At 55.3% G+C, this 24,734-nt stretch carries 22 protein-coding genes; 1 reads left to right on the top strand and 21 read right to left on the bottom strand.

The genetic code is table 11. From position 1 onward, the window contains the following. Nucleotides 1-9 precede the first annotated feature (9 nt). The 21 genes from secM to leuO all read right to left on the bottom strand — a co-directional run bounded on the left by secM (nucleotide 10) and on the right by leuO (nucleotide 23,944). Nucleotides 10-513 carry a secA translation cis-regulator SecM gene (gene secM, locus C2U54_RS08755; RefSeq protein WP_139156317.1) on the bottom strand — a complete coding sequence of 168 codons (504 nt, stop codon included), beginning with the start codon at nucleotides 511-513 and terminating at the stop codon, nucleotides 10-12. Between the two features lie 251 nt (nucleotides 514-764). Continuing rightward, entirely contained in the window at nucleotides 765-1,682 is a 918-nt protein-coding gene (gene lpxC, locus C2U54_RS08750) for a UDP-3-O-acyl-N-acetylglucosamine deacetylase (RefSeq protein ID WP_103178276.1), read from the bottom strand. Nucleotides 1,683-1,783: 101 nt separating this feature from the next. Then, nucleotides 1,784-2,935 carry a cell division protein FtsZ gene (gene ftsZ / locus C2U54_RS08745; RefSeq protein ID WP_103178275.1) on the bottom strand — a complete coding sequence of 384 codons (1,152 nt, stop codon included), beginning with the start codon at nucleotides 2,933-2,935 and terminating at the stop codon, nucleotides 1,784-1,786. A gap of 63 nt (nucleotides 2,936-2,998) precedes the next feature. Beyond that, nucleotides 2,999-4,255 carry a cell division protein FtsA gene (gene ftsA, locus C2U54_RS08740; RefSeq protein WP_103178274.1) on the bottom strand — a complete coding sequence of 419 codons (1,257 nt, stop codon included), beginning with the start codon at nucleotides 4,253-4,255 and terminating at the stop codon, nucleotides 2,999-3,001. 2 nt (nucleotides 4,256-4,257) lie between these two features. Further along, nucleotides 4,258-5,091, bottom strand: coding sequence for a cell division protein FtsQ (gene ftsQ / locus C2U54_RS08735; protein WP_103178273.1), 834 nt, complete (start codon nucleotides 5,089-5,091; stop codon nucleotides 4,258-4,260). A 1-nt stretch (nucleotide 5,092) separates the two neighbouring features. Continuing rightward, nucleotides 5,093-6,013 (bottom strand): D-alanine--D-alanine ligase, encoded by a 921-nt coding sequence (locus tag C2U54_RS08730; protein WP_103178272.1) that lies wholly within the window; start codon nucleotides 6,011-6,013, stop codon nucleotides 5,093-5,095. Continuing rightward, a complete protein-coding gene (gene murC / locus C2U54_RS08725; protein WP_103178271.1) occupies nucleotides 6,006-7,481 on the bottom strand; it encodes a UDP-N-acetylmuramate--L-alanine ligase in 1,476 nt (491 codons plus the stop codon). The genes C2U54_RS08730 and murC overlap by 8 nt, the downstream gene beginning before the upstream one ends. 59 nt (nucleotides 7,482-7,540) lie before the next feature. After that, nucleotides 7,541-8,605 (bottom strand): undecaprenyldiphospho-muramoylpentapeptide beta-N-acetylglucosaminyltransferase, encoded by a 1,065-nt coding sequence (murG, locus tag C2U54_RS08720; RefSeq protein ID WP_103178270.1) that lies wholly within the window; start codon nucleotides 8,603-8,605, stop codon nucleotides 7,541-7,543. Then, nucleotides 8,602-9,846, bottom strand: a complete 1,245-nt coding sequence (gene ftsW / locus C2U54_RS08715; RefSeq protein WP_039030375.1) for a cell division protein FtsW — start codon at nucleotides 9,844-9,846, stop codon at nucleotides 8,602-8,604. The genes murG and ftsW overlap by 4 nt, the downstream gene beginning before the upstream one ends. Further along, complete coding sequence (murD, locus tag C2U54_RS08710) at nucleotides 9,846-11,162, bottom strand: UDP-N-acetylmuramoyl-L-alanine--D-glutamate ligase (protein WP_103178269.1); 1,317 nt, start codon at nucleotides 11,160-11,162, stop codon at nucleotides 9,846-9,848. The genes ftsW and murD overlap by 1 nt, the downstream gene beginning before the upstream one ends. A 2-nt stretch (nucleotides 11,163-11,164) precedes the next feature. Then, the gene (gene mraY, locus C2U54_RS08705) at nucleotides 11,165-12,247 is read right to left on the bottom strand and encodes a phospho-N-acetylmuramoyl-pentapeptide-transferase (RefSeq protein WP_103178268.1); all 1,083 of its coding nucleotides are present in this window, start codon (nucleotides 12,245-12,247) and stop codon (nucleotides 11,165-11,167) included. Continuing rightward, on the bottom strand, nucleotides 12,241-13,599 hold the full coding sequence (gene murF / locus C2U54_RS08700) for a UDP-N-acetylmuramoyl-tripeptide--D-alanyl-D-alanine ligase (protein WP_103178267.1): 1,359 nt from the start codon (nucleotides 13,597-13,599) through the stop codon (nucleotides 12,241-12,243). Before murF ends, mraY begins: the two co-directional genes overlap by 7 nt. Then, nucleotides 13,596-15,083 (bottom strand): UDP-N-acetylmuramoyl-L-alanyl-D-glutamate--2,6-diaminopimelate ligase, encoded by a 1,488-nt coding sequence (gene murE, locus C2U54_RS08695; protein ID WP_103178266.1) that lies wholly within the window; start codon nucleotides 15,081-15,083, stop codon nucleotides 13,596-13,598. The genes murF and murE overlap by 4 nt, the downstream gene beginning before the upstream one ends. Beyond that, complete coding sequence (locus tag C2U54_RS08690) at nucleotides 15,070-16,836, bottom strand: peptidoglycan glycosyltransferase FtsI (protein WP_103178265.1); 1,767 nt, start codon at nucleotides 16,834-16,836, stop codon at nucleotides 15,070-15,072. Before C2U54_RS08690 ends, murE begins: the two co-directional genes overlap by 14 nt. 15 nt (nucleotides 16,837-16,851) lie before the next feature. Further along, nucleotides 16,852-17,217, bottom strand: coding sequence for a cell division protein FtsL (gene ftsL / locus C2U54_RS08685; protein WP_103178264.1), 366 nt, complete (start codon nucleotides 17,215-17,217; stop codon nucleotides 16,852-16,854). Continuing rightward, nucleotides 17,214-18,155: a 16S rRNA (cytosine(1402)-N(4))-methyltransferase RsmH gene (gene rsmH / locus C2U54_RS08680; protein WP_103178263.1), complete on the bottom strand. Its 942-nt coding sequence runs from the start codon at nucleotides 18,153-18,155 to the stop codon at nucleotides 17,214-17,216. The genes ftsL and rsmH overlap by 4 nt, the downstream gene beginning before the upstream one ends. Before the next feature lie 2 nt (nucleotides 18,156-18,157). After that, nucleotides 18,158-18,616 carry a division/cell wall cluster transcriptional repressor MraZ gene (mraZ, locus tag C2U54_RS08675; protein ID WP_103178262.1) on the bottom strand — a complete coding sequence of 153 codons (459 nt, stop codon included), beginning with the start codon at nucleotides 18,614-18,616 and terminating at the stop codon, nucleotides 18,158-18,160. A gap of 598 nt (nucleotides 18,617-19,214) precedes the next feature. Beyond that, nucleotides 19,215-20,219 (bottom strand): catabolite repressor/activator, encoded by a 1,005-nt coding sequence (gene cra / locus C2U54_RS08670; RefSeq protein ID WP_103178261.1) that lies wholly within the window; start codon nucleotides 20,217-20,219, stop codon nucleotides 19,215-19,217. 179 nt (nucleotides 20,220-20,398) lie between these two features. Continuing rightward, a complete protein-coding gene (ilvN, locus tag C2U54_RS08665; RefSeq protein WP_032616525.1) occupies nucleotides 20,399-20,890 on the bottom strand; it encodes an acetolactate synthase small subunit in 492 nt (163 codons plus the stop codon). After that, a complete protein-coding gene (gene ilvI, locus C2U54_RS08660; RefSeq protein ID WP_103178260.1) occupies nucleotides 20,890-22,614 on the bottom strand; it encodes an acetolactate synthase 3 large subunit in 1,725 nt (574 codons plus the stop codon). The genes ilvN and ilvI overlap by 1 nt, the downstream gene beginning before the upstream one ends. 385 nt (nucleotides 22,615-22,999) lie before the next feature. Then, nucleotides 23,000-23,944, bottom strand: a complete 945-nt coding sequence (gene leuO, locus C2U54_RS08655) for a transcriptional regulator LeuO (RefSeq protein ID WP_103178259.1) — start codon at nucleotides 23,942-23,944, stop codon at nucleotides 23,000-23,002. Between the two features lie 635 nt (nucleotides 23,945-24,579). Between leuO and leuL the strand changes: the two genes are divergently transcribed. Further along, nucleotides 24,580-24,666: a leu operon leader peptide gene (gene leuL / locus C2U54_RS28080; protein ID WP_103178258.1), complete on the top strand. Its 87-nt coding sequence runs from the start codon at nucleotides 24,580-24,582 to the stop codon at nucleotides 24,664-24,666. Nucleotides 24,667-24,734 lie beyond the last annotated feature (68 nt).

Here is a 24,734-nt window from a genome sequence, read left to right as displayed (position 1 = left end):
ACGGTTAATTTAGCTGAGGCGTTGAGGTCCGGCGCGGATGCCCTGCACCTGGCTAATCCAGGCGGACACAGAGAAAGCGGTTTGTGGATAAAGTGTGGCAAGCGCGACCTGACGGACAATAACCGGCGGCTTGCTTTGCTGCGTAAGCAGCGTGGTGAGTGTATCGAGCAGCGCCAGATGGTGCGCCTGTACCGGTAAAGGCTCTTCGACAACAGGTAACGCCTGCGGCGCCATGGCAAAGGAGAGATGCCGGATGACGGTACGAATCGCATGCTGATGCCAGTAATCCACCGTGAAATTGGGTCGGCGGTTCGCTTCCAGCAGGGCGAGATTCGTGAAATTGACCCGCGTGCTCAGATCGTGGCGGGTGGTGGTGGTCTTTGCCGGATTTGCGGTTTCGGTGTTACTGCTGAGCGCGGGCAGGCCAAGACTCGCCGCGACCATCCCCAGAAGGAGATGCGGCCAGAAGTAACGTCTGCCAAATTGTCGCCAGCGCGTCAGAATTCCGCTCAATTGCCCCACCACAAGTAAGTGAACCTTCAGGCTCACCGTATGATTTTTATATTTTCGCGCCCAGATAGTAACACTAAAGCCGGGTTGCAGCAGCAGTAATGCGCCACAGAGGAGGTTAAAAATGGTGATGAAATCAGCAAACGAGCCATTGACTACAGCAATACGGGGAAGATAAAAACAAAAACGACTGGTCTTCCTGGCCGGAGAGAGTGCCAGGTCAACCAGTCGAATTTACATAACGGAATTTACCGTTACGCCAGAACCGTGCTCGGTGCTTTGAATGCCAGAGGCAGTTCAGCTTCGTCTTCGAAGGTCACATATTCCCAGGCTTCCTGTTTTGCCAGAACAGCCTGCAACAATTTGTTGTTCAGTGCGTGACCGGATTTATACGCGGTAAACGCACCAATGATGTTGTGACCACACATGAACAGGTCGCCGATCGCATCCAGCATTTTGTGACGAACGAATTCGTCTTCAAAACGCAGGCCGTCTTCGTTCAGTACGCGATAATCGTCAACAACGATGGCACAATCGAAGCTGCCGCCCAGGCACAGGCCGCGGGACTGCAGATATTCGATATCACGCATGAAACCAAACGTACGCGCTCGACTGATCTGACGCATAAACGCATCAGCAGAGAAGTTCATCGCATAGCGCTGGGTGCTGGAATCAATCGCCGGATGGTTGAAGTCGATGGTGAAATCCAACGAAAAACCATTAAACGGCTTGAATTCAGCCCATTTGTCGCCATCCTGGACACGAACGGTCTCTTTGATACGTACGAATTTCTTCGCACTGTTCAGTTCTTCGATGCCGGCGTCCAACAACAGGTAGACGAACGGTGCAGCACTGCCATCCATAATCGGGATTTCCGGCGCATCGACTTCAACAATAATGTTGTCGATACCCAGACCCGCCAGGGCGGCATTCAGGTGCTCTACGGTAGAGATCCGCACGTCATGCTCATTCACCAGGCAAGTACAGAGCATGGTATCACGCACAGATTTGGCATCAGCCGGGAAATCTACCGGTGGATTCAAGTCGGTGCGACGATAGATGACCCCGGTATTGGCCGGCGCAGGGCGCAACGTCAGGGTGACTTTCTTGCCGGTATGTAAACCGACACCTGTCGCCTGAACGATACGTTTTAATGTCCTTTGTTTGATCATCGTATAATCTCGCCAAGTTACTTATCCAACCGAGAGTGTACATCACTATCGGGCGGCCAGTTTAGCACAAAGAGCGTAAATTCCCTAATTCCAGCTAATTCTTAATCAGCTTGTTTACGCAGGAATGCTGGAATGTCCAGATAATCCGGCTCTTTCTGCGTTTGTGGCGTATTGTCATTCACCACCTTAGCTGCGGGTTTCTGCTCCTGGGTCAATGGTGCCATGCCGTGCGGCTGGTAGCGATCCATCACCGGCTGCTGTGCAGTTTTGTTGGTCACCAGGGTGATCTCAGGACGTTTGTCCATACCGATACCGGTCGCAACAACCGTTACGCGCAGCTCATCGTTCATTTCCGGATCAAGGGAAGTACCGATTACCACGGTTGCGTTATCAGAGGCGAACGCACGAATGGTGTTACCCACGGTTTCGAACTCATCCAGACGCAGGTCGAAGCCCGCAGTGATGTTAACCAGCACGCCGCGCGCGCCAGACAGATCGATATCTTCCAGCAGCGGAGAAGAGATCGCCATTTCAGCGGCTTCTTCTGCACGGTCTTCACCTTTCGCCACGCCGGAACCCATCATCGCGTAGCCCATTTCGGACATCACGGTGCGCACGTCAGCAAAGTCGACGTTCATCAGGCCTGGACGGGTGATCAGCTCGGCGATACCCTGGACTGCGCCTTTCAGAACATCGTTCGCCGCGCCAAAAGCGTCCAGCAGAGAGATGCCACGACCCAGCACTTTCAGCAGTTTGTCGTTTGGAATAGTGATCAGCGAGTCCACATGCTTGGACAGCTCGGTGATACCCTGCTCTGCAAACGCCATACGCTTCTTGCCTTCAAAGTTGAAAGGCTTGGTCACAACGGCAACAGTCAGGATACCTAAATCTTTAGCCACTTCAGCAACAACTGGCGCAGCACCGGTTCCGGTACCACCGCCCATGCCTGCGGCAATAAACACCATGTCTGCACCATCAAGTGCCGCACGCAGTGCTTCACGATCTTCTTCTGCAGCGTTACGGCCGACTTCCGGGTTTGCCCCAGCGCCCAGCCCTTTGGTGATGCCGCCGCCGATCTGAATTGTCTGGCCAACAGCCGTCTTACGCAGTGCCTGCGCATCGGTGTTCACCGCGAAGAATTCAACGCCTTCGATGCGCTCGCGCACCATGTGCTCTACAGCATTACCGCCGCCGCCACCGACGCCGATGACTTTAATCACCGCGTCGTTGGTCAGTTCCATAGGTTCAAACATAGTTTCTCTCCGTTTTGTGCCTGTCGCCTGAAACCGTTAATTCTCTCCGGTCTCTTACAAAAATTAAAACTCTTTTCGCAGCCAGGTGTTGATTCGTTTAAACCACGAACCCACCGACGTGCGTTTTTCTACTTCTGCTTCGCCACTAAGATGGGTTTCCTTCCCGTAATGAAGCAAGCCCACTGCCGTTGAGTAATACGGCTCCTGAGCATAATCCGTCAGACCGGTGATGTTCAGCGGTGCCCCAATGCGCACCTGCGTATGGAACACGCGCTGAGCGCAAGCCGCAAGACCTTCAATTTGCGCCGCGCCGCCGGTTAATACAATCCCCGCCGCAAGATGATGTTTAACCCCCTGCTGGCGAAGCTGTTCCTGTAATTGCAAAATCTCTTCGTTCACGAGGTTGAGCAGCTCGGTATAACGCGGCTCAATGACCTCGGCCAACGTCTGGCGCTGCAGGCTGCGCGGCGGACGACCACCGACGCTCGGCACTTCGACGCTCTCATCTTTACCAACGATAGAGCCCAGCGCACACCCGTGGCGCACTTTAATCGCCTCAGCATCGCTCGGTGGCGTACCAAAGGCATACGCGATATCGCTGGTGACCACATTCCCTGCATAAGGGATAACTTTGGTGTGGCGCAGCGCTCCGCCGGTGTAGACGGCCATGTCCATAGTACCACCGCCGATATCGACGACACAGACGCCCAGCTCACGTTCGTCTTCAGTCAGCACCGAATAACTTGCCGCCAGACCGGCGAAAATAAGTTGGTCAACTTTCAGGCCACAACGTTCCACGGCTTTAACAATGTTCTTCGCCATATCGTTGTGACATGTGATCAAGTGCACTTTTGCCTGCATACGCACGCCTGAAAGCCCCACCGGATTTTTAATGCCTTCCTGATAATCGATGGCGTATTCCTGCGGGATCACATGCAGTACGCGATGTTCATCGCGGACACGCACCGACTTCGCAGTATGCACTACGTTCTCGACGTCTTCCTGCGAGACTTCTTCTTCTGAGATCGGCACCATACCGATCTCGTTCTGGCAGCTGATATGTTTGCCAGAGAGTGCCAGATACACGGAGGAAATCTGGCAATCTGCCATCAGTTCGGCCTGATCGATGGCGCGCTGTACGCATTTCACCACCGACTCGAGGTCGTTTACCCCACCTTTATCCATACCACGGGAGGGGCAGCTACCCACACCAATGATATTGACCATACCGTCGGGCAGAACTTCCCCTACTAAAGCAGCAACCTTCGCAGTGCCAATCTCCAGTCCTACTACCAGTTTTCTGTCCGTCGCCTTGATCATTGTTATTCTGCCTGTACCTGAGCCTGATTCTGTTGCTGATTAGGTTCCTCAACCGGGGCCGGGGTCCACCCGACCGATGCGCCTGAGTCATAGCGCAAATCAACGTAGCTAATCCTTTTGCCTTCAGCCTGCGCCTGCTGCTGCAGAACGGGATAGAGTTCTACAAAACGTTCCAGACGCTTCATCGTGTCACCCCGCCCCAGGTTCAGCTTAATATCGTTCGTCAGCGTCAACTGCCAGGAACGACGCGCCGTCATTGCAGCCTGTTTCAGGGTAAAACGATCCTTAGCCAGCACCTTCCCCATGCTACGAAAACCTTCCAGCACTTCGTTTTCGCTGCCTTCCGGCCCATATAACATAGGTAAATTTTGCTTGCTGACACGATCGGCCGGGACGCTGAAAGAAACTCCCTCTACGTCAACCATATGCTGATCATTCCAACGCGCAATGGGTACATATTCAACCAGATGAATCTTCAATTCATCAGGCCATTGCTTTCTGACGCTTGCCTGTTTAATCCACGGCAGGCGCTCAATCTGACTCTGAATAATGTTCACATCCTGCGTCATGAAGGTGCCAGGCGATCCCAATGCCAGGATCGACTGACGGATATCATCATTACGCGTGTAGTGACGGTCACCCGTTACCACCAGTTTCGACAGAGGCAGACGTTGTGCATCTTCCATCCAGCCGAGCACCATCCAGCCGCTAACAAACACAGTACACAGCACGGCGAGCAGGAAGGTAATCCCTGCAAGACGCGTTCCATTACTCCGCCGGGAAGTATATTCTTCTTCCTCGTCGCGGTTTCGCGTGTTCAGCGCAGCCTGAGACATATCAGCCCGCCTGATCCAGAATGCGGACCACCAGCTGCGAGAAGCTCATTCCCGCCTGGCGAGCCGCCATCGGCACCAGACTGTGGCTGGTCATACCCGGTGAGGTATTGGCTTCCAGCAGATAAAATTGCCCGTCGCTATCCTGCATGACGTCGATTCTTCCCCAACCACGGCAGCCAAGAACATGCCAGGCTTTTAGCACCAGAGCGCTTAATAATGCTTCACGCCCGGCATCCAGACCACTTGGGCAGAAATATTGCGTCTCATCAGAGAGATACTTCGCCTCATAATCATAGAAGGTTCCGGCAGGTTGGATACGAATTGACGGTAAAATTTCTTCCCCGAGCATCGCAACGGTAAATTCCGGTCCGCTTAGCCATTTTTCAACCAGAACTTCTTCATCATGTTGAAATGCCAGCGCTAATGCAGATGATATATCGCCTGCTTCGTCTACTTTAGACATTCCTACGCTTGAGCCTTCACGGCTGGGTTTCACAATCACTGGCAATCCCAGCGCTGCAATACGTTCAGTGACGCTGGCGTCAAGGCCCTGCTCAAATTCACGGCGTGTCAGTGCCACCCAAGGCGCAACCGGTAACCCGGCGCCCTGCCAGAGCAGCTTGCTGCGCAGTTTGTCCATAGAGATGGCCGACGCCATCACGCCGCTGCCGGTATAAGGCAGGCCAATGATATCCAGCAAGCCCTGCAACGTGCCGTCTTCACCGCCGCGACCGTGCAGCGCGATAAACACTTTGTCAAAACCCATCTCTTTCAGGCGCGTCACGTCGATCTCTTTCGGATCGACCAGGTGCGCATCAACGTCGCCTTCCCGCAACCCGGCCAACACCGCGGCGCCAGAGTTCAGGGAGACCTCGCGCTCAGCCGAGGTGCCGCCAGCGAGGACCGCAATCTTATCAGCCATGATGCTCTTCCTCCGAAATTTGCGGCTTAAGTTTGATTTCGGCCAGTGTACGGGCGATTTTGCCGATATTTCCTGCCCCCTGCACCAGAATCAAATCATTGCCGGTCAACACTGGGGCAAGCATGGCTGCCGCCTGTGCATGATCGGAGACCAGAATCGGGTCGACCTTGCCGCGCCCACGAATGGTACGGCACAGCGAACGGCTGTCGGCACCCGGAATGGCCGCCTCACCCGCTGAGTACACTTCGAGCATCAGCAACGTATCAACCTGCGAGAGCACATTCGCGAAATCATCGTACAGGTCACGGGTACGGGTGTAACGGTGTGGCTGGAACAGCATAACCAGATTTTTGTCCGGCCAGCCCGCGCGCGCCGCTTTGATCGTGGCATCCACTTCTGTCGGGTGGTGTCCGTAGTCATCCACCAGCATCGCGGTGCCGCTTTTGCCGTTAACCCCCTCCAGCGGAAACTCGCCGAGGAAATCAAAACGGCGCCCGGTTCCCTGGAAGCTTTCCAGGGCCCGCAGAATCGCCTCGTCGTCAATGCCTTCCTCTGTGGCGACCGCAACGGCTGCCGCAGCGTTAAGGGCGTTATGACGTCCTGGCGCGTTAAGCGTCACATGCAGCAGCTCTTTATCCTGACGTGCCAGGGTGAAATGACCCTGCGCACCAATCTGTTTGAAGCTCTCTATGCGGACATCAGCATCTTCGCTGAAACCGTATGTGGTGATCTGACGTCCGACACGCGGCAGCAGCTCGCGGATCACCGGATCGTCAACGCACATGACCGCACGTCCATAAAACGGCAGGTTGTGCAAAAAGTTTATAAAGGTTTGCTTTAAATTTTCGAAGTCGCCCTGGTAGGTATCCATATGGTCGGCTTCGATGTTGGTCACAATCGCCACCATCGGCTGCAAATGCAGGAACGAGGCGTCACTCTCATCCGCTTCCGCGATGAGATAACGGCTGTGCCCCAGGCGAGCATGCACGCCCGCCGCTTTGACCAGGCCGCCGTTCACGAAGGTCGGATCGAGACCCGCTTCGGCATAAATACTGGAGACCATCGCCGTGGTGGTGGTTTTACCGTGCGTACCGGCAATGGCAATACCGTGACGAAAACGCATCAGCTCGGCCAGCATCTCCGCGCGGCGGATCACCGGGATACGCGCTTCATGTGCGGCAACGATTTCCGGGTTATCGGCGGGAATGGCGCTGGAGACCACGACCACGCTCGCATCCAGCACATTTTCCGGACGGTGATTAAAATAGATGGTCGCACCCAGCGACGCCAACTGTTGCGTAACAGGGTTCGGCGCCAGATCGGACCCGCTGATCTGGTAGCCTTCATTCGCCAGCACCTCGGCAATACCGCCCATACCGGCGCCGCCGATGCCAACAAAGTGAATGTGCCGGACGCGACGCATCTCGGGCACGATTGAACGCAGTTTCGCCAGTTGTTGTGTATTCATTCTCTAAACGCCATCGACTACTTCAAAAAAATCGTGCAGCGCAACACGCGCTGCGAGGGTTACGCCTGGGCTGCCAGGCTCACTTCTTTCGCCACCCGCTCCGTTGCATCCGGGATCGCGGCGGCACGTGCGTGCTGCGCCATCGCCAGCAATGTCTCCCGGTCCCAGCCCGCCAGGGTGGTGGCGACCGCGTCGGCGGTAAACTGCGGCTGTTCAAAAATTTTCGCGGCACCGGCTTTTTCAAGCGGCAGCGCATTCCAGTACTGCTGACGGTCTTTGTGCTGGAACGGCACAAACAGCGCCGGCAAGCCAGCGGCGGCGATCTCGCTCACCGTCAGCGCGCCGGAGCGGCAGACCACGACATCGGCCCAGGCATACGCCGCCGCCATGTCGTCGATAAATTCGGTCACTTTATGCTGCGGCTGTCCGGCTTCGGCATAAGCTTGCTCTACCGTTTGCTGCGCGCCTTTTCCGCTTTGATGCCAGATGGTCACCGCGCTGCCGAGCTTCGCCGCCACCTGCGGCAGGGTCTGGTTCAGCACGCGCGCGCCCTGTGAGCCGCCCACGACCAGCACCCGCACCGGCCCTTCACGGCCAACGAGTCGCTCCTGCGGCAACGGCAGGGCCAGCACGTCAACACGCACCGGGTTGCCTACCACGTCGGCTTTCGGGAATGCCCCTGGAAAAGCCTGCATCACTTTGCTGGCAATTTTCGCCAGCCATTTATTGGTGAGGCCCGCGATACCGTTCTGCTCGTGAAGCACAACCGGAATACCGAGCGACCACGCCGCCAGTCCGCCTGGGCCGGAGACATAACCGCCCATCCCCAGCACCACGTCCGGCTTAAAACGCTTCATGATCGCCCGCGCCTGACACCAGGCGTTGAAAATACGCACCGGCGCCAGCAGCAACGCTTTGATCCCCTTGCCGCGCAGGCCAGAAATACGAATAAAGTCGATCTCAATCCCGTGCTTCGGCACCAGATCGGCCTCCATGCGGTCGGCGGTTCCCAGCCAGCGTACCTGCCAGCCCTGATCCATTAAATGGTGCGCAACCGCGAGCCCGGGGAACACATGCCCGCCAGTACCGCCCGCCATCACCATTAACCGCTTCGGTTGATTCATCGTGAACCTCGTGTAAACGCCTGGGCATTTTCCAGACGCGTTTCATAATCTATGCGTAACAAGAACATAATGGCGGTCGACATGATCAACAGACTCGAACCACCGTAACTGATTAACGGCAACGTCAGACCTTTGGTTGGCAGCATACCTGCTGCGGCACCTACGTTAACCAGCGCCTGGAAGCTAAACCAGATCCCGATTGAGCAGGCTAAAAAGCCTGAAAAACGGTGATCGATAACCAGCGCTTTTCGGCCAATCGACATCGCACGGAAAGCGACGAAGAATACCATTAATAGCGCTAATACCACACCGATATAACCCAGTTCTTCCCCAATAATGGAGAAGATGAAGTCGGTATGCGCTTCGGGTAAATATTCCAGTTTCTGGACCGAGTTCCCCAGCCCCTGGCCCCACATTTCACCGCGGCCAAACGCCATCAGCGACTGTGTCAGCTGATAACCGCTGCCGAACGGATCTTCCCAGGGGTTCCAGAAAGAGGTCACGCGGCGGATACGATACGGCTCGGCGAGGATCAGCAGCACGACCGCGGAGATCCCCATCCCGATGATGGCGATGAACTGCCACAGTTTCGCCCCCGCCAGGAACAGCATCGCCAGCGTGGTGACGAACAGTACCACCACGGTACCGAGGTCCGGCTGGGCCAGCAGCAGTACCGCCAGCACCAGAATTACGCCCATCGGTTTTAAGAAGCCGCGCAGGTTGTTACGCACCTCATCCACCTTACGCACCAGGTAGTTGGCGAGATAGCAGAAGAGCGACAGCTTGGTAAATTCCGCCGGCTGAATACGCAGCGGGCCAAAAGCAATCCAGCGCGATGCCCCGTTCACCGAGCTCCCGACCACCAGCACGATCAGCAGCATCACGATCGAGGCGATGAGCATGGCGGTACTGTGGCGCTGCCAGAACGCCATCGGCAGGCGTAACGTCACCATTGCCAGACAGAACGCCAGGATGATGTAGAGCCCATCACGCTTGGCAAACAGGAAAGGATCGTTCGCCAGTCGTTGCCCGACAGGCATCGATGCCGAGGTCACCATAATAAAACCAATCGCCGCCAGCCCCAGCGTGAGCCAGAGCAGCATGCGGTCGTACATCACCAGGCTATCGGAGTCTTTATCCCGGGAGCCCATGACCCAGCCTTTTAATGCCGACGAGATCCAGACCAGGATGCCAAATCCTGGCAGGCGCGGCATTTTTGGGCGAGGGAGAGAGAAACGCATCAGCCTAACTCCTTCGCCAGGCGGGTAAAGAGATCGCCCCGCTGTTCGAAATTCTTAAACTGATCGAGGCTGGCGCAGGCCGGAGAGAGCAGCACCATATCGCCCGGCTTCACGCGAGGGGCAATCAGGCGCATTGCCTGTTCCATGGTTTCGGTCTGCTCGGCAATCTCAGGACGCAGTTCAGCCAGTTCCCTGCCGTCACGACCAAAGCAGTAGAGACGGATGTTATCGCCGGAGAGATACTGCTTCAGGGAGGTGAAATCGGCAGATTTACCGTCGCCACCCAGCAGCAGATGCAGAGTGCCGTCGACGTGCAGGCCGTTCAGCGCCGCTTCGGTGCTGCCGACGTTGGTGGCTTTGGAATCATTGATCCAGCGTACCCCGTTATTCTCCAGCGCCAGCTGGAAACGGTGCGCCAGTCCGGTAAAGGTGGTTAACGCCTGCAGGCTGGAGGAACGTGGAAGACCGACGGCATCCGCCAGCGCCAGCGCCGCCAGCGCATTGGTGTAGTTATGCTGACCGGAAAGCTTCATCTCCTTCACGTTCAGCACTTTCTCACCTTTCACCCGCAGCCAGGTTTCACCCAACTGCCGGTTCAGATGATAATCACCCATGGTGATACCAAAACTGATGCAGCGGTCATCAGCGCCGCGTACTGGCATGGTCAGGGCATCATCGGCGTTAACGACGCAGACTTTCGCATTTTCGTAAATACGCAGTTTGGCTGCGCGATACTGCTGCAGACCAAACGGATACCTGTCCATATGATCTTCGGTCACGTTCAGGATCGTGGCCGCGGCTGCATGCAGGCTGGAGGTGGTCTCCAGCTGGAAGCTGGAGAGTTCCAGTACGTACAGCTCGCAGCCTTTGTCCAGCAGCATCAGCGCCGGCAAACCAATGTTGCCGCCAACGCCGACATTTTTGCCCGCCGCTTTCGCCATCTCACCCACCAGGGTGGTGACGGTGCTTTTTCCGTTAGAGCCGGTAATGGCGATAACAGGCGCCTGCGCTTCACGGCAGAACAGCTCGATATCACCGACAATCTCAACGCCCGCATCGGCCGCGGCGCTCAGTGAAGGGTGCGCCAGCGCCATACCGGGGCTGGCCACAATCAGATCGGCTGCCAGCAGCCAGTCATCATTCAGACCACCAAGGTGGCGTTCAACCTGTTCCGGCAGTTTATCCAGACCAGGCGGAGAGACACGCGTGTCCATCACACGCGGCGTCACGCCCCGCGCGAGGAAAAAGTCCACGCAGGAGAGGCCGGTTAAGCCTAACCCGATGATAACGACTTTTTTACCCTGGTAATCTGCCATGATTAACGTACCTTCAGCGTTGCCAGGCCAATCAGCACCAGCATCAGCGAAATAATCCAGAAGCGCACGATGACGCGCGGTTCCGGCCAGCCTTTCAGTTCATAGTGGTGATGGATAGGTGCCATCCGGAAGATGCGCTGACCGCGCAGCTTGAAGGAGCCTACCTGCAGGATCACCGACAGGGTTTCAACCACGAACACACCGCCCATGATCACCAGCAGGAACTCCTGGCGCAGCAGCACGGCGATAATGCCCAGCGCGCCGCCCAGTGCCAGAGAACCGACGTCCCCCATAAAGACCTGCGCCGGGTAGGTGTTGAACCACAGGAAGCCTAAACCTGCGCCGACAATCGCCGTGCAGACGATCACCAGCTCACCGGCGTGACGCAGATAAGGAATATGCAGATAGCTGGCGAAGTTCATGTTGCCGCTCGCCCACGCCACCAGAGCAAAGCCCGCTGCGACAAAGACGGTTGGCATAATGGCCAGGCCATCCAGGCCGTCGGTCAGGTTGACGGCATTGCCGGTACCGACAATCACAAAGTAGGACAAGAGGATGTAGAACAGGCCCAGCTGCGGCATGACATCTTTAAAGAACGGCACCACCAGCTCGGTGGCCGGGGTGTCTTTTCCTGCCAGATAGAGCGCGAAGGCCACGCCCAGTGCAATCACCGACATCCAGAAATATTTCCAGCGGGCGATCAGACCTTTGGTGTCTTTACGCACCACTTTGCGGTAGTCATCAACAAAACCGATAATCCCGTACCCCACCAGTACCACCAGCACGCACCAGACGTACGGGTTTGACGGGTAAGCCCACAGCAGCACCGACACCACAATCGCGGTGAGGATCATAATGCCGCCCATGGTCGGCGTACCGCGTTTACTGAAGTGTGATTCCGGACCGTCGTTACGCACGACCTGGCCGAAAGAGAGTTTTTGCAGACGGGCAATCATGCGCGGACCCATCCACAATGAGATGAACAGCGCAGTCAGCAGGCTGACGATGGCGCGAAACGTCAGATAGGAAAAGACGTTAAAGCCGGAATAATATTTGACCAAATGCTCGGCCAGCCAAACTAACATGTCCTGTTCTCCTGTAAAGCGTGCACGACCTCTTCCATGGCGGCACTGCGTGAACCTTTCACTAAAACTGTCACAATTTGTTGTTCTGCAACCAGTGCCTTAAGGCGAGCGATCAACGCCGCTTTATCGGCAAAATGCTCACCGACGCCGCTGGCCTGGCTGATAAAATTGCTGAGATGTCCCGCGCTTAACACGCGATCGATACCGGAGGCTTTTGCCGCCTCACCCACTTGCTGGTGGCAGGCTTCGCTTTCATCGCCCAGCTCGGCCATATCGCCAACCACCATCACGCGATAGCCAGGCATCTCAGACAGCACCTGTACGGCGGCAGTCATGGAGCCGACGTTGGCGTTGTAGGAGTCGTCCAGCAGCAGTTTGTTTTCCGCCAGCGGGATCGGGAACAGGCGTCCGGGAACGGCTTTCAGGTTTGCCAGCCCGCTTTTGATAGCAGACAGCGGCGCGCCGACGGCCATCGCCAGTGCACTCGCCGCCAGGGCATTGGCGATGTTGTGGCGACCCGGCAGAGGCAGCAGCACCTCCACATTCCCCGTTGGGGTCTGCAACGTAAATTCGGTGCCGTGAGAGGTCACGTGAATGTTGTTGGCGGTGAAGTCGCTGTTCGCGGCATTAGGCGAAAAGCGCCAGGTTTTGCGATCCCCGATAACACTTTGCCAGTTCAGCCAGTCGTTATTATCGGCATTCATAATGGCGATACCGTTGGCCGGCAGGCCGGTGTAGATCTCGCCCTTCGCTTTTGCCACGCCTTCGAGCGAGCCGAAGCCTTCGAGGTGCGCCGCCGCCAGGTTATTCACCAGCGCCGCTTCCGGTTGCGTCAGGCTAACGGTCCAGGCGATTTCACCCTGGTGATTGGCACCGAGTTCGATTACCGCAAACTCATGCTCGCGGGTCAGACGCAGCAGCGTCATCGGTACGCCAATATCGTTGTTCAGATTGCCTGCGGTATAGAGGGTATTGCCACACTGGGTGAGGATGGCGGCCGTCATCTCTTTAACGGACGTTTTACCAGAGGAGCCGGTCAGCGCCACAACGCGCGTCGGAACCTGCTGGCGAACCCATGCCGCCAGTTCACCAAACGCCAGACGGGTATCTTTTACCACCGCCTGCGGCAGGTCGATATCCAGTTTACGGCTTACCAGCAGCGCACCTGCCCCGGCGGCTTTCGCCTGTTCGGCGAAATCGTGGGCATCGAAACGCTCACCCTTAAGCGCCACAAACAGGCAGCCGGGAGTGATTTTACGCGTGTCGGTGGTCACCGCATCGAAACTCATCTCATCGCCGCTGACGTCTGCGCGCAGGATCGTCGCAAGCTGGCTTAGCGTTACGCTGATCATGCCACCACTCCCAGCAGACGCGCCGCGGTTACACGGTCGGAGTAATCCAGACGGTTGGTGCCGACAATCTGATAATCTTCGTGGCCTTTACCGGCCAGCAGCACCACATCGTTCTCGTTAGCCTGCATGATGGCGTTGGTCACCGCTTCTGCGCGGCCTTCCACCACACGGGCACGGCCCGCATCCAGCATACCGGCCAGAATGTCGTTGATGATGGCGCGCGGCTCTTCGGTGCGCGGGTTGTCATCGGTCACGACCGCGATATCCGCGAACTGTTCAGCAATGGCACCCATCAGCGGACGTTTGCCTTTATCACGATCGCCGCCGCAGCCAAAGACGCACCACAGTTTACCGGCGCAGTGCAGGCGCGCGGCTTCCAGCGCTTTCTCCAGCGCATCCGGCGTGTGGGCATAATCCACCACCACCGTCGGTTTGCCTGGGGCGGTGAAGACTTCCATGCGGCCACAAACCGGCTGCAGGCGCGCGGAGGTACGGAGCAGTTCCGCCAGTGGATAGCCGAGCGCCAGCAGGGTCGCGAGGGCCAGCAGAAGATTGCTGACGTTGAACGCCCCCATCAGACGGCTTTCGATTTCGCCCTCGCCCCAGCTCGAGGCAAAGCGAATGGTCGCGCCGCTATCGTGATAGGTCACGTCGGTGGCCTTCAGCCAGCGGCCGTGGCAGTTCGGGTTGATACGATCGGCCATGGAGACCGCAACGGCATCCGGCAGTTTAGCCAGCCAGCGGCGACCCACTTCGTCATCGGCGTTGATAATCGCCTGACCGCAGTGATGCGTGGCATAGAGCTGCCATTTCGCCGCTTCGTAGTTCTCCATGTCGCCATGGTAGTCGAGGTGATCCCGGCTCAGGTTAGTGAACACAGAGGCGGCAAATTTCAGCGCCGCGACACGGTGCTGTACCAGCCCGTGAGAAGAGACTTCCATCGCCGCAAAGGTCGCACCCTGCCCCGCCAGACCGGCCAGCACGTGCTGTACGTCAACGGCAGAGCCGGTGGTATTTTCCGTTGGGTTCACTTTGCCCAGCAGACCATTGCCCACGGTACCCATTACCGCGCTGGTTTCACCCAGCAGTTGCGCCCACTGCGCCATCAGCTGCGTGGTGGTGGTTTTACCGTTAGTGCCGGTCACGCCAACCAGACGCAACCGGTCAGAAGGTTCGTTATAAAAACGTCCCGCCAGCGCAGAGAGACGTTCATTCAGCTGGCTGAGATAGATGACCGGCACGCCGTGAATTTCACGGATTTCACCGTCAGTGGCCTCATCTTTTGCCTCAGCAATAATGGCAGCAACACCTTGCGCTATCGCCTGCGGGATATAGCGACGCCCGTCCGCCTGATGACCTACGACTGCCACAAAAAGATCGCCCGAGGCAGCCACACGGCTGTCGAGTACCATCTCTCGCAGTTCTCTCGCAGGTAAGCCTGTTACCCACGGAGCAAGAAGGTCGCGCAAATTACGATCTGCCACCTGTTCCCTCGTCTTGATTAATTACAAATTCACTTTTCTCGCCCGTTGCCAGCGCATCCGGCTCGATGTTCATGGTGCGCAGTACGCCGCCCATGATGGCACCGAAGACCGGCGCGGAAACGGCGCCACCGTAGTATTTACCCGCCTGTGGATCGTTGATGACGACCACCAGCGCAAAACGCGGATTACTCGCAGGCGCAACGCCTGCGGTATATGCAATGTATTTATTGATGTAGCGGCCATCTGGCCCGACTTTTTTCGCCGTACCGGTTTTGATGGCGATGCGATAGCCTTTGATCGCCGCCTTCACGCCGCCGCCGCCGGGCAGCGCCACGCTTTCCATCATGTGAACGACGGTACGGACGATCGATTCCGGGAAGATACGCTCACCGGGAACCGGGGGATCAACTTTGGTAATTGAGAGCGGGCGATAGACGCCATAGCTGCCAATCGTTGCATAGACACGCGCCAACTGTAACGGCGTTACCATTAGCCCGTAGCCGAAAGAGAAGGTGGCCCTCTCTATGTCAGACCACCGTTGTTTTTGAGGATATAAGCCACTGCGTTCTCCGACCAACCCCAAATTGGTCGCCTTTCCCAGCCCAAAACGTGAGTAAGTTTCTACTAACGCTGAGGACGGCATCGCTAACGCCAGCTTAGAAACACCAACGTTACTCGACTTCTGTAAAACCCCGGTGAGGGTCAATTCGCTGTAACGCGCCACGTCTTTGATCTCGTGACCGTTGATGCGGTAAGGCACGGTATTCAGCACGGTGTTTTCATTGACGATACCGCGCTGCAGGGCGGTCATCACCACCATCGGTTTCACCGTGGAACCCGGCTCGAAGACGTCGGTGATGGCACGGTTACGCATGGCGTCTTTGGCCGTGCCGGTAAAATTGTTCGGGTTGTAAGACGGGCTGTTGGCCATCGCCAGCACTTCACCGGTGCTGACATCCACCAGCACGGCGCTGCCGGATTCCGCTTTGTTAAAGGCGACGGCGTTATTCAGCTCACGGTAGACCAGCGCCTGTAAACGCTCGTCAATACTCAACGCCAGATTGTGCGCCGCCTGGCTGTCGGTTGAAGAGATATCTTCAATCACGCGACCATAACGGTCTTTACGCACCACGCGCTCGCCCGGTTGACCGGTCAGCCATTTATCGAAACTCTTCTCAACGCCTTCAATCCCCTGGCTGTCGACGTTGGTAAAGCCAATCAGGTGGGCGGTCACTTCCCCGGACGGGTAGTAGCGACGCGACTCTTCACGCAGGTGAATGCCGGGCAGCTTCAGCTTTTTGATGTAGTCGGCCATGTCAGGGTTAACCTGACGTGCCAGATAGATAAAGCGCCCTTTCGGGTTAGCATTGACGCGAGCGGCCAGCTGATCGAGCTGCATTTTCAGCGCATCCGATAGCGCCTTCCAGCGGTTATCCAGTGAGATCCCGCCAGCGTCATGCAGCTCTTTAGGATCCGCCCAGATCGCTTTTACCGGTACGCTGACCGCCAGCGGACGACCAGAACGGTCGGTAATCAGGCCACGCGATGTCGAGACTTCCTGAACGCGCAGAGAGCGCATATCGCCCTGGCGCACCAGCATGTCGGGGGCAATGATCTGCAGCCACGCCACGCGTCCCAGCAGGAAACCCAGCGCCAGTAAAATGCAGCCGCACAGCAACGCAAAACGCCAGCTGATAAAGCTGGCCTGTTCTTCCTGACGTTTTGGTTTTAGCGCCTTCGCCGCGGATTTCATGCGTCGCGTTTTTCCTTATTTTTGTACTACGATATTTTCCTGAGAGGGATCAACATGCTGCATCTGCAGCTTTTCCGTTGCGATCCGTTCCACCCGGCTGTGATCGCCGAGCGCATTTTCTTCGAGGATCAGATTTCGCCACTCGATATCCAGCGCATCACGCTCCAGCACCAGCTGTTCGCGCTGCGCCGTTAACAAACGGGTATGGTGAGCGGTGGTCACAACGGTGACCGCCGACACAATGATGCAAATAAACAGGCACAGTGGCAGCTTGCCGAAACGCAACAGATCGTCCCAGATCACGCCCGGCAACGCATGACGCTCGTTGCTGCCTAACGTCTCTTTGACCTTGCTTAAGGTGCCTGCCACTTTGCCGATCATGCACTCGTCCTTTCTGCAATGCGCAGCACTGAACTACGGGCGCGGGGATTCTCTTCCACTTCTGCCTCGCCCGGCATTAACTTGCCCAATGCGCGCAGCTGACGGCCCCCCAGCTTTTTGAGCTGCTCTTCCGTCATCGGTAACCCGGCCGGCACCTGCGGACCACGGCTTTGCTCGCGCATAAAACGCTTCACGATGCGATCTTCCAGCGAGTGGAAGCTGATAATCGACAGGCGACCACCCGGCGCGAGTACGCCAAGCGAACTTTTCAGCGCCTGCTCGATCTCCTCGAGCTCGCTGTTCACCCAGATGCGAATTGCCTGGAAAGTACGGGTGGCGGGATGTTTGTACTTATCCTTCACCGGCGTTGCCGCCGCGATCACTTCAGCCAGCTCTTTGGTGCGCGTCATCGGCTCAATGCGGTTGCGCTCAACGATGGCGCGCGCGATACGCTTGCCAAAACGCTCTTCGCCGAAGGTTTTGATCACCCAGGCGATATCCGCTTCATCAGCCGTTTGCAGCCACTCGGCGGCGGACTGGCCGCGCGTCGGATCCATACGCATATCCAGCGGACCGTCGCGCATAAAGGAGAAGCCACGTTCAGCATCATCAAGCTGCGGTGAGGAGACGCCAAGATCGAGAAGAATGCCGTCGATCTTGCCGGTTAAATCGCGCTCGCTGACGTAATCAGCCAGCGCGGAGAAAGGACCATGAACGATAGAAAAGCGTGGGTCATCAATAGTTTTTGCCACCGCAATCGCCTGCGGATCGCGATCGATCGCCAGCAAACGGCCTTCCGCGCCCAGTTGGGAGAGGATTAAACGTGAGTGGCCACCCCGGCCAAAAGTGCCATCAATATAGATGCCATCAGGACGAATATTCAGGCCATTGACGGCCTCATCCAGTAGCACCGTCGTATGTTTATAATTTTCCATCATATTTATAGAGACAAATCCTGCAATCGTTCCGACAATGTCGCGGAATCAGACTGCTCAGCGTCGATATCTTCCTTGACCCGTTGATACCAGGCCGTTTCATCCCACAGTTCAAACTTATTGAACTGTCCGACCAGCATCACTTCTTTTGTCAGACCCGCATGCTGCCGCAGCACTGGCGCAATCAATAAACGCCCCGCGCTATCCATCTGACATTCACTGGCATGACCCAATAACAGCCGCTGTACGCGACGCTCCTGCGGGTTCATGCTCGACAGTCGAGACAGCTTTTGCTCAATGATTTCCCATTCAGGCAAGGGGTAAAGCAGCAGGCAGGCGTGGTTGATGTCAATGGTGCAGACCATTTGACCAGAAGCGCTCTCGTTCAGCTGGTCGCGATATCGGGTTGGTACCGACAAACGCCCTTTGCTGTCGAGATTGACTAACGTCGCTCCACGGAACATGCCAGTCTCACCCCTCCTCACCACTTTTACCCACAAATTCCCACTTAAGGGAGTTTACGGAGCGATGGAAAAGCTTGTCAAGCCAGGACTTCCGCGACATCAGTCTAAATGTTACTGATTTACGAACGGAAGTTAATCAGGCTATTAACCGTACAACTGGCGAGGCAAAATTAACGTGATGAATATTTGTGAGAAAAAACTCGAATATGCAGACCAGCGTTAAAAATCACTCATCTCGCCGCAACCAAATATAAAGTGTCAGTTTGCGACGCGGGCGGCATTTTAAGCCATATCGTCAGGGGTGAACAGCGCCAGATTCAACGCTGACGCCGCGTCGAACGCTGGCAAGCGGATGGCGGCAAATTTGCGGGGTAAAAATGGCTGATAATTCAGAAATGATGATCGGTTATGTAACAAAATAATACAAATAATCTCATTAATGACAATTAAATAAACATGAAAAGAAGTTTTAAATAGCAAAGTGAAATAAAAAGGCGCTCAGGCGATACTTTTTAAAGAATTATCTTAAAAAGAGTAGGGGAATTGCTGAGTGGATAAATGCAATAAATTCAGGGCAGTTTCCACTGCCCTGCGTCCCTTATGACCGGCTCAATATGCCGCGACGATAGAGGTTACGACGGATGCGCGTCAGCCCCGGTTTAGGCTTACGCGGCTCATCGAGACTCGCCAGCACAATCTCCAGCACCCGCTCTGCCACGTCACGATGACGCTGGGCGACTGCCAGCACCGGACACTGCAGGAAATCGAGCAGTTCGTGATCGCCAAAGGTCGCAATTGCCAAATTGGAAGGCAGCTTACCTTCGCGGCGCAGCGTCACGTCCATCACGCCCTGCAACAGGGCAAAAGAGGTGGTGAACAGCGCCTGCGGCATCGGATGAGTTTCCAGCCACTTCTCAAACAGCTGCGCCGAGGCTTCGCGCTCGTAGCTATTGGCATAGAGGAAATCCACTTTACGGGGATCGTCTTTCCAGGCGGTGCGGAAACCCTGCTCGCGCAGGAAGCTCACGGAGAGTTCCGGCAACGCCCCCAGGTAAAGGACATTTTCCGCCGGGAAGGTGCGCAGCTCCGCCGCCAGCATTTCAGCATCGTCCTGATCGGCACCGACTACGCTAGTGAAATGCTCGCGATCTAACGCACGGTCGAGGGCGACAATCGGGAATGAATCATTGGCCCAGCGCTGATAGAAAGGATGCTCCGGGGGTAACGAGGTTGAAACGATAATGGCATCGACCTGACGCTGGAGCAGATGTTCAATGCAACGCATTTCGTTATCGGGCTGATCTTCTGAGCAGGCGATCAACAGTTGATAGCCGCGCTGACGCGCCTGGCGCTCAAGATAGTTTGCGATCCGGGTGTAACTGGTGTTTTCCAGATCCGGGATCACCAGGCCGATCGAACGGGTGCGTCCGGCACGCAGGCCCGCGGCGACAGCATTCGGATGGTAGTTATGTTCACGAACCACTGCCATGACTTTCTCAACGGTCTTGTCGCTGACCCGATACTGCTTCGCTTTACCGTTAATCACATAGCTTGCCGTAGTTCGTGACACGCCGGCGAGCCTGGCGATTTCATCCAGTTTCACAATTGCCCCTTAAAAAATATAAAAGAGTCCATGACCTTGTCAGGGTTATGACTTAATCTTGTAACATCTAAACGCAGAATAGTCTGTGCGGCAACCGCTTTTGTCGCGACTCCGGCATCGGTGCGCAAAAAAAAGCCCGGTAAATCGCACCGGGCAATAGAGAGGCGAACTTTTTATCTTTAACGCATCACTTTGTCACCGCGGGAAAGTCCCACAACGCCTGAACGCGCCACTTCGACAATTTTTGCCACATCCCGCACCGAGGCGAGGAAAGCATCCAGCTTATCGCTGGTGCCGGCAAGTTGAACGGTGTAGATAGAGGGGGTGACATCAATGATCTGCCCGCGGAAGATATCCGCATTGCGTTTCACCTCTTCACGCCCATAACCGGTGGCCTGAATTTTCACCAGCATAATCTCACGTTCAACATAGGCTCCCTGCCCCAGCTCGCTGACGCGCAAGACATCCACCAGTTTATGCAGCTGCTTTTCGATCTGCTCCAGCACCTTGGCATCGCCCACCGTCTGGATGGTCATGCGGGAAAGCGTGGGATCGTCCGTCGGCGCTACCGTCAGGCTTTCAATATTGTAGCCACGCTGTGCAAAGAGCCCAATCACGCGCGACAGCGCACCGGACTCGTTTTCCAGTAATACAGATAATATCCGGCGCATCAGGTTCTCTCCGTTTTGCTTAACCACATTTCATCCATACCGCCGCCGCGAATATGCATCGGATAAACATGCTCGGTGCCATCCACAACCACATCGACAAAGACCAGGCGGTTATTTTTAACGTGCTCAAGGGCTTCACTGAGCTTCGCTTCCAGCTCTGCCGGATGACTGATACGCATACCAATGTGGCCGTAAGCCTCTGCCAGACGCACAAAATCCGGCAATGAATTCATATAGGATTGCGAATGGCGACCGGAATAGATCATATCCTGCCACTGCTTCACCATCCCCAGATAGCCGTTATTCAGATTGAGCACCAGCACCGGCAGTTCGTACTGCAGCGCGGTGGAGAGTTCCTGAATATTCATCTGGATACTGCCATCGCCGGTCACGCAAACCACTGTCTCTTCCGGTAATGCCAGCTTCACGCCCAGCGCGGCAGGCAGGCCAAAGCCCATAGTGCCCAGACCACCGGAGTTGATCCAACGACGTGGCTTATCAAACGGGTAATAGAGGGCGGCAAACATCTGGTGCTGGCCGACATCCGAGGTCACATAAGCGTCGCCTTTGGTCAGCTGCCAGAGCGTTTCGATCACCGCCTGCGGCTTAATGTTCTCACTTTGGGTATCGTATTTCAGGCACTGACGCGCACGCCACTGCTCAATCTGCAGCCACCAGTCACGAATCTCATCCAGCGGCTGAGCATAATTTTCCTGCGCCAGCAGCTCCAGCATCTGATCCAGCACATGACGCGCATCGCCCACAATGGGCACATCCGCCGGCACGGTTTTGGAAATCGAGGTGGGATCGATATCAATGTGCAGCACCGTGGCATCAGGGCAATATTTCGCCAGGTTATTGGTGGTGCGATCGTCAAAGCGCACCCCAACGGCAAAAATGACATCGGAGTTATGCATCGTCATATTGGCTTCATATGTGCCGTGCATACCGAGCATGCCAAGCGCCTGTCGATGGGTGGCAGGAAACGCCCCGAGCCCCATTAATGAAGAGGCCACCGGCAGGTTCAGCTTTTCGATAAGCGCGCGCAGCTGTGCTTCACACTGGGCGTTCACCGCCCCGCCGCCAACATAGACCACCGGCTTTTTAGCCGCCATCAGGGTTTGCAGGGCGCGCTTAATCTGTCCCTTATGTCCCTGGGTCGTGGGGTTATACGAACGCATGCTGACCGACTCCGGCCAGACATAAGGCAATTTATTGGCCGGGTTGAGAATATCTTTCGGAAGGTCAACTACCACCGGCCCGGGACGCCCGCTGGCCGCCAGCCAGAAGGCCTTTTTGAGCACGCCCGGAATATCTTCCGTCTGCTTGACCAGGAAACTGTGTTTCACTACCGGACGGGAGATGCCGACCATGTCACACTCCTGAAAGGCATCATAGCCAATCAGCGAGGTTGCAACCTGACCGGAGAGCACCACCATTGGAATGGAGTCCATATAGGCGGTGGCGATACCCGTAATGGCGTTCGTCGCGCCAGGACCGGATGTTACAAGCACGACCCCCACCTCACCTGTCGCGCGTGCCAGTCCATCAGCCATATGCACGGCAGCTTGCTCATGACGCACCAGGACGTGATCGATACCGCCAACGGTATGTAGTGCGTCATAAATATCGAGGACCGCGCCTCCCGGGTAACCGAACACTTGCTTCACGCCCTGATCGATTAACGATCGGACGACCATTTCGGCGCCAGACAACATCTCCATGATTTGCCTCCAGGCTTATCGTTTCAGACGGACAGGAGAAATATGCACTGCGCCGTCTTTTTTGTCAGGGTTACCCCTGGCGATTTTTATTGTGCAGAGTGACAGTTACCATAACCGCTAGCCGTGAGGCAGGCAATTAGCAAACCTCGGCTGGCGCGGGATCCCAAAAGAAGAAAGATAAGGTATTAATAATTGTTATGGATAAATCTACTGCGAGAACGGGAGGGAGTGAGCGTTCATCATTTAAAAAGGCGGCGCCACAGTAATTCATCCATTTTTACGGCCAGGAAAAGGCAATGAAAATATCTTCAGCAGAATAATATTTCAGAAACGATAAGAAAGTCAGGATAAATAGCAATAACACTGAAATTTATCCTGACCGCATTTATCGCCGGCAGACGTTAACCAGCAGCTCTTCCATCCACTGATGGCCTTTATCGCGACCGGCTGCTTCATGCCATGAGAGATAGCAGGTGCGTGAGTTAAGGTTCAGCGGCAACACCATAATTCGCAGGTTCAACGGATCGGCAAACTCTTCAGCCAGCCAGCGCGGGGCGATGGCAACCAGGTGAGTTTGCGAGACAACATTTAATACGCTGACCATTGCCATCCCCTGATAGGCTACACAGGCCTGCTTATCTGGCGTGTCGTACCACGGCTGGCTAAAAGAGGCGTAGCGATCGAGGGCAACAACCGCATGCTGTTCGCGATAAATATCGCTCTCCTGCAACATACCATTAAGGCGCGGATGCGCTTTGCTGGTAACCAGTACCATTTCGTCCTTAAATAATGGTACGCAAGAAAATTCGGGGCGACGAAATTCTTCGTAGCCAATAACAAACTCCGTCTCCTGATATCGCAGCTGATGTTCCGTATTCTGGTTAAGGGATGACTTGAAAACCAAATGTATATTGGGCGCAACTTCCTCGACTTTATTATAAATAAGTGAGGTCAGATAATTATCCAGAGGGCTGCAAACGCACAGATGGAAAACACGCTCGCTGCTGCTTGAATCAAACCCGGAGCCCGGAAGTTCATTCTGCACAAGCTGAAGCGCCTGACGTACCGATGCAAACAGCTGATAGGCACGGGCAGTAGGCTGGATACCGCGGCCATAACGAACGAATAACTCGTCATTAAACATAACCTTGAGTCTTGCAACGGCATTACTGACAGCGGGCTGAGACATTCCCAGCGACTGGGCGGCACGCGTAATATTTTGTTCCTGCATGACCGCATCGAAAACCGTTAAAAGATTCAGGTCCACCGTACGGAGCTGTGGTTTTGCCCCCTCTGACACAGACGATTTTTCGCTACTTTCTTCACACATACCCTGCTCCACTGTCACGCTGAACTCCTTTCCTCGTGTGTAACAATAAATTTAGAAAATATGATTTATCACGCATATAAAACAAGCTAAAGAGAAATGTTACAAATTAGGAATATATAAATACCCGCCAGCCGTGACAGAGCTCAGGCATAAGATAAGAAAACATGCTTAAAAAAGCGAGAAAGCATATCGATTAGTTTATATTGCGAATGAAACCATAGATTTCATAAATAAACAATATGGCATTTCGTTAAGGCCTATTTAAGTTTTAATGAAATATTAACAGTGACTTAATTAAATTAGTTAACATTCTCTTATCAGACCAATCACCTTCTAACCTGCAACACCCAAATTATTATGGTAACGTGATGAAAGTTAAGGAATTCAAAACGCTGGCTTATTATTCCTGGATTTTAAACAATTGCAATAAAGTATATGCAAACGATTCAACTGATAAATTCGCACACATAACTCAGAATAAGAAAATGGCAAAAAAGGGAAAAACCAGCACAATAAGCTAATTCTTTCTGCCCGGGTCGCGAAGGCGAAGAGGTGTTTTCGCTTGGCAGGGGTTGACATCATTCCGCGTATCCAGTACCACTAAAAGCATATCTTATTTATCTGGAGCTTGATTCATGATTCGCAGCATTCGTTTCACAGGTCTACTACTACTAAACGCATCCACTGTGCGCGGTAGACTGGCGGGCGAAATTCAGCGTTGAATCGTTCTCTGGTTAAGACAAAAAACCCGCGCCACTGCGCGGGTTTTTTTATGCTCGTAGCAAGGCGC

Origin of the sequence: Leclercia sp. LSNIH1 (assembly GCF_002902985.1) — a bacterium.
Classification (GTDB): Bacteria; Pseudomonadota; Gammaproteobacteria; order Enterobacterales; family Enterobacteriaceae; genus Enterobacter.
The sequence above is the reverse complement of the archived record's forward strand: the minus strand, read 5'-3'. Positions and strand labels throughout refer to the sequence as shown.